The organism is Pseudomonas sp. AGC41 (genome assembly GCF_057334555.1).
Genome location: NZ_JBHFJB010000116.1, coordinates 26,656 through 36,691, shown reverse-complemented (window position 1 = coordinate 36,691; position 10,036 = coordinate 26,656). Strand labels below are relative to the sequence as shown.

Annotated in this window: 10 protein-coding genes; 7 read left to right on the top strand and 3 right to left on the bottom strand. The window is 62.0% G+C overall.

All coding sequences use genetic code 11. The features are described 5' to 3' along the window. Positions 1 to 17 precede the first annotated feature (17 nt). A complete protein-coding gene (gene gpgF / locus ACE04F_RS19725) occupies positions 18 to 1,013 on the top strand; it encodes a glucosaminyl phosphatidylglycerol flippase (RefSeq protein WP_434673639.1) in 996 nt (331 codons plus the stop codon). A gap of 4 nt (positions 1,014 to 1,017) precedes the next feature. Here gpgF and ACE04F_RS19720 read toward each other — a convergent pair whose 3' ends face one another. Next, a complete protein-coding gene (locus ACE04F_RS19720) occupies positions 1,018 to 1,197 on the bottom strand; it encodes a hypothetical protein (RefSeq protein ID WP_486109293.1) in 180 nt (59 codons plus the stop codon). Between the two features lie 70 nt (positions 1,198 to 1,267). Next, positions 1,268 to 2,116: a formyltetrahydrofolate deformylase gene (gene purU / locus ACE04F_RS19715; RefSeq protein ID WP_434608987.1), complete on the bottom strand. Its 849-nt coding sequence runs from the start codon at positions 2,114 to 2,116 to the stop codon at positions 1,268 to 1,270. A gap of 298 nt (positions 2,117 to 2,414) precedes the next feature. Between purU and mvaT the strand changes: the two genes are divergently transcribed. Beyond that, on the top strand, positions 2,415 to 2,792 hold the full coding sequence (mvaT, locus tag ACE04F_RS19710) for a histone-like nucleoid-structuring protein MvaT (RefSeq protein WP_305496444.1): 378 nt from the start codon (positions 2,415 to 2,417) through the stop codon (positions 2,790 to 2,792). Positions 2,793 to 2,903: 111 nt separating this feature from the next. On the opposite strand, the gene sbcB is transcribed toward mvaT, so the two are convergent. Next, positions 2,904 to 4,331, bottom strand: coding sequence for an exodeoxyribonuclease I (sbcB, locus tag ACE04F_RS19705; RefSeq protein ID WP_486109290.1), 1,428 nt, complete (start codon positions 4,329 to 4,331; stop codon positions 2,904 to 2,906). 232 nt (positions 4,332 to 4,563) lie between these two features. Between sbcB and ACE04F_RS19700 the strand changes: the two genes are divergently transcribed. The 5 genes from ACE04F_RS19700 to ACE04F_RS19680 are packed head-to-tail and all read left to right on the top strand — an operon-like array spanning position 4,564 to position 9,964. Further along, a complete protein-coding gene (locus ACE04F_RS19700; RefSeq protein WP_486109288.1) occupies positions 4,564 to 5,289 on the top strand; it encodes an RDD family protein in 726 nt (241 codons plus the stop codon). Then, positions 5,286 to 6,260: a stage II sporulation protein M gene (locus tag ACE04F_RS19695; RefSeq protein WP_486109286.1), complete on the top strand. Its 975-nt coding sequence runs from the start codon at positions 5,286 to 5,288 to the stop codon at positions 6,258 to 6,260. Before ACE04F_RS19700 ends, ACE04F_RS19695 begins: the two co-directional genes overlap by 4 nt. Then, a complete protein-coding gene (locus ACE04F_RS19690; RefSeq protein WP_486109284.1) occupies positions 6,247 to 7,803 on the top strand; it encodes a DUF4129 domain-containing protein in 1,557 nt (518 codons plus the stop codon). Before ACE04F_RS19695 ends, ACE04F_RS19690 begins: the two co-directional genes overlap by 14 nt. Next, the gene (locus ACE04F_RS19685) at positions 7,800 to 8,963 is read left to right on the top strand and encodes a DUF4350 domain-containing protein (protein ID WP_486109282.1); all 1,164 of its coding nucleotides are present in this window, start codon (positions 7,800 to 7,802) and stop codon (positions 8,961 to 8,963) included. Before ACE04F_RS19690 ends, ACE04F_RS19685 begins: the two co-directional genes overlap by 4 nt. Continuing rightward, positions 8,960 to 9,964: an AAA family ATPase gene (locus ACE04F_RS19680; protein ID WP_434695720.1), complete on the top strand. Its 1,005-nt coding sequence runs from the start codon at positions 8,960 to 8,962 to the stop codon at positions 9,962 to 9,964. Before ACE04F_RS19685 ends, ACE04F_RS19680 begins: the two co-directional genes overlap by 4 nt. The last annotated feature ends 72 nt before the right edge of the window (positions 9,965 to 10,036 follow it).

Here is a 10,036-nt window from a genome sequence, read left to right as displayed (position 1 = left end):
CCCCTCAGCAGTGCCGCATGAAACGGCTGGTCTGGTTAGGCGCCGCCCTGTTGATTGCGGTATTGGTCCCGATGCTCGTGGGCGGTGGGGAGATGTGGTCGCGGCTGCAGCGCTTTCCGCTGTCCTTGCTGCTGGTCATGCTCGGCATGATCGTGCTCTGCTGGGGCCTCAACTCGGTGCGCCTGCGCTTGCTGCTGGGCGAACATCGTGGGCGCATAGGCGGGTTGAAAAGCATTGGCGTGGTGATGTCCACCGAGTTCGCGATGTGCGCGACGCCCGGCGGCAGTGGCGGGCCGCTCACGCTGATGGCGCTGCTCGCGCGCAACGGCGTGCGTCCCGCCCATGGCAGCGCGGTGTTCGCCATGGATCAGCTGAGCGACCTGCTGTTTTTTCTTTGCGCCTTGTTGGGCATCCTGTTTTACGCACTCTTCCAGAATCTCAGTCAGCGCATGGAGTGGATGCTGGCGCTGAGCGCGGTTTCATTGTTCGGCGGGCTGTTCTGCTGCGCGCTGGTGGCCCGCTACCATCGCCGGCTGATTCTCCTGGGCGCGCGGCTATTGCGGCATCTGCGAGTGAAGCCGGTGACCCGTCGACGCTGGGGGCGCAAGATCCTGAATTTCCTCGCGGCATTTACCGACACTCTGAAATTGCCACGCCAGACGCTGTTCCAGGTGTTCGTCCTGACCTGCCTGCACTGGGTCCTGCGCTACAGCGTGCTGTACCTGGCCTTGAAAGGACTCGGCGCGGATCTGCAATGGGCCTGGAGTTTCCTGATCCAGATGCTGTCCCTCAGCGCCGGGCAGTTCAGCCTGTTGCCGGGCGGCGCCGGAGCGGCGGAATTGACTTCTGCAGCGTTGTTGGCACCGATGGTGGGCAAATCCACCGCGGCGGCAGCGATCCTGATCTGGCGGGCGGTGACGTATTACTTCTATCTGCTGGCCGGAGGACCGGTGTTCTTCATGATGGTCGGGCGACCTTTGATCAAGAAGCTGATGAAGCTGCGGCAAGCCTGAGAGGTCACCCCTTGGACTCGGGGTCGTCCTGGGGCTGCTTGTGCATTTCTTCCCACAGCTGGGCGGCGTCGGGAAATTCGGTGCCGTCTTCCGGACCCAGCGCTTCGGGATCGTAGCGACTCAGACACCCTTCGCCCACGGTCGCCGGCGCTTTGGCGGTGGCTTTGTCCAAGGGATCGGTCATGGCATTCATGCCTCGAGGTTCGTGGCAAGGGAGAAAGCTCCCTTGCCACATAGCGTCAGAAGACTACAAATCAGAAGACTACGGTCTTGTTGCCGTGCACCAGCACACGGTCTTCCAAGTGATAGCGCAAACCGCGCGCCAGGACCATTTTTTCCACGTCGCGACCGAAGCGCACCATGTCTTCGATGCTGTCGCTGTGGCTGACACGTACCACGTCCTGCTCGATGATCGGACCGGCGTCCAGCTCTTCGGTCACGTAGTGGCAGGTGGCACCGATCAGCTTCACGCCGCGCATCGAGGCCTGATGGTACGGCTTGGCACCGACGAACGACGGCAGGAAACTGTGATGGATGTTGATGACTTTATGCGCGTATTCGCTGCACAGCGAAGGCGGCAGGATCTGCATGTAGCGGGCCAGCACCACCACCTCGGCGCCATGTTGCTTGACCAGCCGTGAAACCTCGGCAAACGCCGGCTGCTTGTCCTGCGGGTTGACCGGTACGTGGTAATACGGGATGCCGTGCCATTCCACCATGCTGCGCAAGTCGTCATGGTTGGAAATGACACAGGCGATGTCGCAATCGAGCTCATCGCTGTGCCAGCGGTGCAACAGATCAGCCAGGCAGTGGGACTCACGACTGGCCATCAGTACCACGCGCTTTTTCTGCGCGGTATCGGTGATACGCCAGTCCATCGAAAACTCTTCGGCAATCGGCGCGAACGCCTCGCGGAAGGCTTCGATGCCGAAGGGCAGCGAGTCGGCGCGGATCTCGTGACGCATGAAAAACCAGCCACTCTGATTGTCCGAATGGTGGCTTGCTTCAGTGATCCAGCCGTTATGGGACGCCAGAAAGTTACTGACCTTAGCAACGATACCGACGCGGTCCGGGCAGGCGATCACCAGCCGAAAAGTGCGCATTAGGGGAACTCCAGAACTTCGCAAAGGCGGCCATTCTAGCCATTGCGCGGCAAAACTGCAGTATCGATCACACAGCGTGCCCAACGGTGGCTGACCGGGACTGCCAATGACGCCGTGGCAAGCTATATGCGTGGACAGAAGTGGAGACTGCATCACATTATTTATTTCGCGTCGTTCACTCTGTGCTAGCGCAGTATTAATTAAATAAACACGGGTTAAATGTTTACTTGATGAAACTGTCTGATTACTATTGCCTCACTGTCTCCTTGTCACCAGCGTCCTACATAAGGTAGTCCCCATGTCCCTGATCACCGAATACAACGCCACAAAACAAGCCATTGAAGAACTGCAACAACGCCTGGCCGACCTGTCGAAAGACGACAAACTGCAAAAAGAACTGGAATTCGAAGGCAAATTGCGCACGCTGATGGGCGAATACTCCAAGTCCCTGCGCGATATCATTGCCCTGTTGGATCCAGAGTCCAAGTCGAGCAAAGCCCCGCGTGGCGCTGTGAAAACTACCGGCACCAAGCGCGCTCGCAAAGTTAAGCAATACAAGAACCCGCACAACGGTGAAGTCATCGAAACCAAAGGTGGCAACCACAAGACTCTGAAAGAGTGGAAAGCCAAGTGGGGCGGCGACGTGGTTGAAGGCTGGGCAACCCTGCTGGGCTAAGCTCCGGCGGTTCCAAGCGTTCTCGACGCATAAAAAAACGCCAGCGATTGCTGGCGTTTTTTTTTGCCTGTGAGCTAGTGATTTATTTTCCTTACATGCCAGCACGGCGACTCAAAGGCTTAAACGTTTGCGCAATTGCTGGCTGTAGCCTTGCCATTGCGTCAGTACCTCGTGCTGCACTGGGCTGGAAAGCGCCAGCCATTGCGCCATCGCCTCATCGAAACTTTCCAGGGTATTAGGCGCGCCCCACTCCGGCGATTTCAGCCGCTGCTGGCAGAACAGTTTCCAGCGCGACTGTTCTTCGGGGTTCAAGCTGTCAGGAAAGTTACGCGCACGGTATCGAAATAATAATTCCGGCAGGCGCTCATCGTCGAAGTGCCAACGTTCCCCGGCCAATTGGTCGGGATCGGCCTGGCGCACTTGTTCGCACAAACGACGATCACGATCGCCCATGAATCCGGCATACAACTGTTGTTCGGGGTCCTCGCTCGCGGTGAAATCCTCGCGACCATAAATCGCCTGGAGTTTATCCTGCCAGACTTGCTGTGCGTCACTTAGCCGCAGCGCCCGCTGCCGATATCCCTCAATGTCCAGTTGCAGGCGTTGCTGGTCCTCGTCGCGCAGTACCGACAGCGGCGCGACCACCGGGCACTTGTTGATATGAATAAGCTTGAGGGGTACGGGCAATTCTCCTTCCAACAACTCTTCACGGCGGGTATACAAGCGTTGGCGCAGGATTTCGGCGTCATGGTCCAGCAGCCCTTGAGGATCCAGATGCAGATCGCAGACGATCAAGGCATTGCGGTTCTTCGGGTGCCAGGCCAGCGGCAGGACCACGCCGATGTAGTTTCGCGCCGCCGAGAAGCGTCCGGAGATATGCACCATGGGCTGCAACAGGCGAACCTGATCCATCACCTTCTGTTTACTGCGCAGCTGGAATAGCCAGTCGTAAAGCCGCGGTTGTTTCTCGCGGATCAACCGGGCCAGGGCAATCGTCGCACGCACATCCGACAACGCATCATGGGCCTGGCCATGGTCGATGCCGTTGGCGGCGGTCAGGCGTTCGAGCTTGAGGGTGACGCGCCCCTCCTCCCGCGGCCAGACAATCCCATCGGGGCGCAACGCATAGGCGGCGCGAACCAGGTCGATCAGGTCCCAGCGACTGTTGCCGCCCTGCCATTCCCGTGCATACGGGTCGAAGAAATTCCGGTAAAGACTGTAGCGGGTCATCTCGTCGTCGAAGCGCAGCGTGTTGTAGCCGGCTCCGCAGGTCCCGGGCGCAGCCAGTTGCGCATGGACGCGGGTCATGAAGTCGGCCTCGCTCAAGCCTTTTTCCGCCAGGCACGCCGGTGTTATCCCAGTGATCGCGCATGCCGCCGGATGGGGCAGGATGTCATCGCTGGGCCGGCAGTACAGGTTCACCGGCTCATCGATTTCATTGAGTTCGAAATCGGTACGTATTCCGGCCACTTGCAAGGGGCGGTCGCAACGCGGATTGATGCCGGTGGTTTCGTAGTCGTACCAGAAGATGGAGGTCACGGGTGGTTCCTGTGCTGAGGACTGGCGAAGTCTAGGCGCTCCAGCCGGCCGGCGGCCAGCGCCGCGGTAACTTTTGAATGCCAGGAAGCAGCAAGCCTGCGCCCTCCCGCAAAGTCCCTGTTGTTTACATGAAGCGTGAAATGACCCACAGAGTTGTATCGTGTGCCTGCCCGAAGACTGCTAGCATCTGGGCCGAGATCGAACGTTCGAACCGCCCCCTCACAGGTCGCCCATGCTCGAGACACCAGCATTGCAAAGGAACGCGCCGCTGCCCGCGCCACTGGACACGCGTTACCAGGTCGAAACGCCCGAGGGTATCGACCTGCCGCTGCGCCCGGCGGGGTTGATGCCGCGCGCCCTGGCCTTTGCCATCGACCTCGGCATACGGGGGCTGGCCATGGGCTTGCTGTTTCTGATCCTGGCGTTTTTTGGCGAACTGGGCGTCGGTCTGGGCTCGATCCTGCTGTTTGTCATCAGCTGGTGGTACATGGTGCTGTTCGAGGTGCTGAATCAGGGGCGTTCCCCCGGCAAGCAGATCATGGGGCTGCGCGTGGTGCAGGATGACGGCCGGCCTGTCGACTGGTCGGCCTCGCTGATTCGCAACCTGCTGCGCTTTGTCGACATGCTGCCCTTCGGCTATGCGTTCGGGGCGATTACCTGCCTGCAACATCCGGCCTTCAAACGCCTGGGTGACCTGGCGGCCGGGACCCTGGTGGTTTATCGTGAGCAAGCGATCAAACGCCCCGTACTGCCAGCGGCCCGGCCGATACGAGCGCCGTTTGTCCTTGATCTCAGCGAGCAACGTGCCGTGCTGGGCTTCGCCGAGCGCCAGGCAGAACTGTCCGGCGCCAGGGTCACCGAACTGGCGACGATCCTGGCCACACCGCTTAAGGTGCACCCTTCCGGCGCCGTGGCCGAACTCAATGGCATCGCCCGCGGCCTGCTGGGGCCGACATGAAACAAAGCCTTTTCGAAAACCGTCACCAAGGGGAATGGGACCATCTGTCCCGCCAGCTCGACCAACTGGAGCGCAGCCGCACCGTCGCGCAGAGCAGTGATTTCCCCAACGCCTATCGGCGCCTTTGCCACCATCTGGCGCTGGCCCAGGCCAGGGGCTACAGCAGTCTGCTGATAGACGCATTGCAGCAACTGGCCTTGCGTGGTCACCAGCAACTCTACCGGGACCGCGGCCGGCTCTCGGCCAACCTGTCGACCTTTATCCTGGCCGGTTTCCCCCGACTGGTTCGTGAGCAATGGCGGTTCGTGCTGGCTGCGGCCCTGATGTTCCTCGGCAGCCTGGTCGGCATGGGACTGCTGGTCTACCTGTTCCCCGAACTGGTCTACAGCGTGTTGAGCGTCGAAGAAGCCAGCCAGATACGCGGCATGTACGACCCCGCCGCCGGTCACCTGGGGCGTTCGATCGAGCGGGCCGCCAGCGAAGACTGGGTCATGTTCGGCTACTACATCATGCACAACATCGGGATTGCCTTTCAGACGTTCGCCAGCGGCTTGCTGTTCGGCCTGGGCAGCGCGTTCTTCCTGTTCTTCAATGGCCTGACCATCGGCGCAGTGGCCGGGCACCTGACCCAGATCGGTTCGGGATCAACGTTCTGGTCATTCGTGATCGGCCACGGCGCCTTCGAACTCACCGCCATCGTCCTGGCCGGCGCCGCGGGACTGTTATTGGGCTGGGCACTGATCGCGCCGGGGCGCCTGACCCGAGGCGAAGCGTTACGGCTCGCCGCCGGCAAGAGCGTGCTGATCATCGGCGGCGTGGTGCTGTTGCTGCTCATCGCGGCGTTCGTCGAGGCCTACTGGTCCTCCAGCGCGGTGACACCTACCACCAAATACATCGTCGGCGCTTTATTGTGGCTGCTGGTGCTCGGGTACTTGCTGTTTGCCGGACGAGGCCATCATGCGCCTGAGTGACGCCAGCGTCGTCATCCGCCCCCGCACCACCTGGGAAGCCATGGACCTCGGCGTGCTGATGAGCCAGCAGCATCGACGACTGCTGATGACCAGTTGGGCCATCGTCACGCTGCCGGTGTATGCGCTGCTGACCCTGTTGCTGTGGGACTCGCCGTCACTGGTCCTGATCGTGTTCTGGTGGCTGAAACCGGCCTTCGACCGTCTGCCCCTGTTCATTTTGTCCAAGGCCCTGTTCGGCGAGCCGCCTACGCTGAAGCAGGCGTTGCGCCAATGGCCCGCGCTGCTCAAGCCGCAATTGCTCGCCAGCCTGACCTGGCGACGGCTGAGCCTGAACCGCAGCTTCCTGATGCCGGTGGTGCAACTCGAAGGCTTGGCCGGCGAGGCGCGTGAGCAGCGCTTGCGCGTGCTGCTGCAACGCAACGGTGGCGCGGCGCAGTGGCTGACCATCATCGGCGTGCACTTGGAAACGGCGTTGTGGTTTGGCCTGATGGCCCTGTTCTATCTGTTCATCCCGCAACAGGTCGAACTGGAATGGGACTGGCAGACCCTGATCGCCGTGGCCGAGCACGACTGGCTGTGGCTCGAACATCTGGTCAACTTGCTGTATCCACTGCTGCTGGTCTTCTGGGAACCGATCTATGTCGCCTGTGGCTTCAGCCTATACCTGAACCGCCGGACGATTCTCGAGGCCTGGGATATCGAACTGGTGTTCCGGCGCCTACGCCAGCGCCTGGCCGGCGTGGCACCGGCGCTATTGCTGCTGGCAATGACGCTGCTACCGTTGGCGCCACCTGCCTGGGCCGCGCAGGACGACAACGGTCCCGACAGCCCACGCCTGCGCAACCAGCCACTGACCAGCGAGGCCTCCCGGGACAGCATAGAAGCGATTCTCGAAGCGCCGCCGTTCAAGAATCCGGAAACGATCACCCGCTACCGTTTCGGCGAAGAAGCCGCTGAATCAGCCGAATCAGCCGAGCCAGCCGAAACCGATGGAGCGCCAGGCTGGCTCAAGTCGCTGTTCGAATGGCTGTCGAAAAAACGCTTCGAGGGCGTTGCCGCGCTGATTCAGGTGCTGCTCTGGGCGGCATTGTTGACGGCCATCGCCTGGCTGGCCTGGCATTACCGTCATAGTCTCAAAGCCCTGGGGAACCTTAGGCCAGCAAAGCGCATGCCTTCGAAACCACCCGCACCGACGCAGATGTTCGGCCTGGATATCCGTGAAGAGAGCCTGCCAGAGGATGTGGCGACCCGCGCCGAGCAGTTATGGTCCGCCGCGCCCCGCGAAGCGTTGGGTCTGCTGTATCGAGCCTTGCTCAGCCGGTTGCACCATGAATTCGCCATCCCCTTGAAACCCGCCGACACCGAAGGCCAGGTGCTGCAGCGTGTCGAACAGCTGCAGAAGCAGGACTTGCTGGCCTTCAGCAAAAATCTGACGCTGCATTGGCAAAACATCGCCTATGGACACCGTCCGCCAGCGCCTGATCTGCAACGCGAGCTGTGCGATGGCTGGCGCGGCCTGTTCGGTCCGGGAGTTTCCCGATGAGCCGCCGCGCCGGATGGCTGGTCGCTGCGGTGGTTGCGGCGCTGGTCTGCGCTTTGGGCATCTATTTGTCCAAAAAAGCCGTGCCTTACCAGGAGACCATCGATCACGGCCCGTCCCCCGAAGCCCAGGCCAACCCCTACCTGGCGGCGGAACATTTCCTGCGTCGGCACGGCGTGGAGGTCGAGCATGCCAACAGCCTGGACGTCCTGCCTGGCCTTGAACCGCACCAGCGCAGCCTAATGTTGCTGGGCGAGCGGAGCGACATGACGCCACGGGAGGCCGACCAATTGATGAACTGGACCCGGGCCGGCGGACGGCTGCTGTTCGTCGCCGAGGCCTTGTGGGATGACAGCACCGGCAGCAGCGGCGACCTGCTGCTCGATCGCGTGGGCTTGCGCCAGCTTCTAAGCAATGACCTCAAGGAGCCCGACGCCGAGCTCGTCAAGGATCGCTATCCCGAGCTGACCAAACTATTTCTGGAAGATGAGGAAGCGCCTGCCTACGTCGGCTTCGACACCGATTTCCACCTCGAAGACCCGCAGAACCTCGCCCAGGCCTGGGCCAACAGCGCACAGGCGACCCACATGATGCAACTCAACCACGGCTTGGGCACCATCACCGTGCTCACTGACGCCGAGCTGTGGAAAAACGACCAGATCGACCAATACGACAACGCCTGGCTGCTCTGGTACCTGAATGCCGACACGAATGTCACGCTGTTGTTCGACATCGAGCACGACAACCTGCTGACCCTGCTGCTGCGTTACTTCCCCCAGGCCCTGGTGGCGCTGCTGGTCCTGATCGGGCTGTGGTGTTGGCGCTCGGCGGTGCGGCATGGCCCGCTGCAACAACCGGCACCCAAGGCGCGACGGCAATTGCAGGAACACCTGCAGGCCAGCGCCGCGTTCCAACTGCGCCACCGCGGTCGGCAACACTTGTTGCAGAGCTTGCAACATGACGTGTTGCGCCGGGCGCGCCAGCTTCATCCAGGATTCGAACGACTGGGCGTCGCCGAACAATGGCAAGTGCTTGCACGCCTGACTCGCCAACCCACGCGAACCATCAGCCAGGCCCTCAGCCCTCGGCCGGAGCAGCGCATGTCCAGCACCGAGTTCTGCCGCCAGGTGGCCCTTTTGCAAACTCTCAGGAATGCCTTATGACTGAACAGAACGAACCTGTCGACGGCCAGGCCCATGCCGCCCAACAGCGCCAGCGCGCCAGCCAGTTGGCCCAGGCGATCCGTACCGAACTGCACAAGGCGGTGGTCGGCCAGGCTGCGGTGGTCGACGATGTGCTGACGGCATTGATCGCCGGTGGGCATGTGCTGCTCGAAGGTGTTCCAGGGTTGGGCAAGACGTTGCTGGTGCGCGCGCTCGCGCGCTGTTTCAGTGGCGAGTTCGCGCGCATCCAGTTCACGCCCGACCTGATGCCCAGCGACGTCACCGGCCACGCGGTGTACGACTTGCAGACCGAGCAGTTCAAGTTGCGCAAGGGCCCGGTGTTCACCAATCTCCTGCTGGCCGACGAGATCAACCGGGCGCCGGCAAAAACCCAGGCGGCGCTGCTCGAGGCCATGCAGGAACGCCAGGTCACCCTCGAAGGCCGAGCCCTGCCGATCGCCCAACCGTTCATGGTGCTGGCGACCCAGAACCCCATCGAACAGGAAGGCACCTATCCGCTGCCGGAAGCCGAGCTCGACCGCTTCATGCTCAAGGTCCGCATGGACTACCCCGATGCCGACCAGGAGTTGGACATGGTCCGCCAGGTCAGCCGCTCGACCCGGGCCGACATGCTTGACGTGCAACCGTTACGTACGGTGCTGCAGGCCAAGGATGTGCAGGCACTGCAGCGCATCGCCAGTGACCTGCCGATGGACGACCAGGTCCTCGACTACGCCGTCCGCCTGGCCCGTGCCACTCGCAGCTGGCCAGGTCTGACGCTGGGCGCCGGGCCTCGCGCCTCGATCGCGCTGGTACGCTGCGCAAGGGCCCGGGCGCTGCTGCGCGGCGGCGAATTCGTGGTCCCGGACGACATCAAGGGCTGCGCCCTGGCCGTGCTGCGCCATCGCGTACGGCTGGCGCCGGAGCTGGATATCGAGGGGCTGTCGGTGGACCAGGTGCTCGGGCAGTTGCTCGATCAAGTCTCGGCACCGCGGTTGTGACGAGGCCCACAGCATTGGCTCTGCCAAGCGTATCTTCTGTGCCAGGAATGCCTCTCGTGGGGGGGGGGGGGG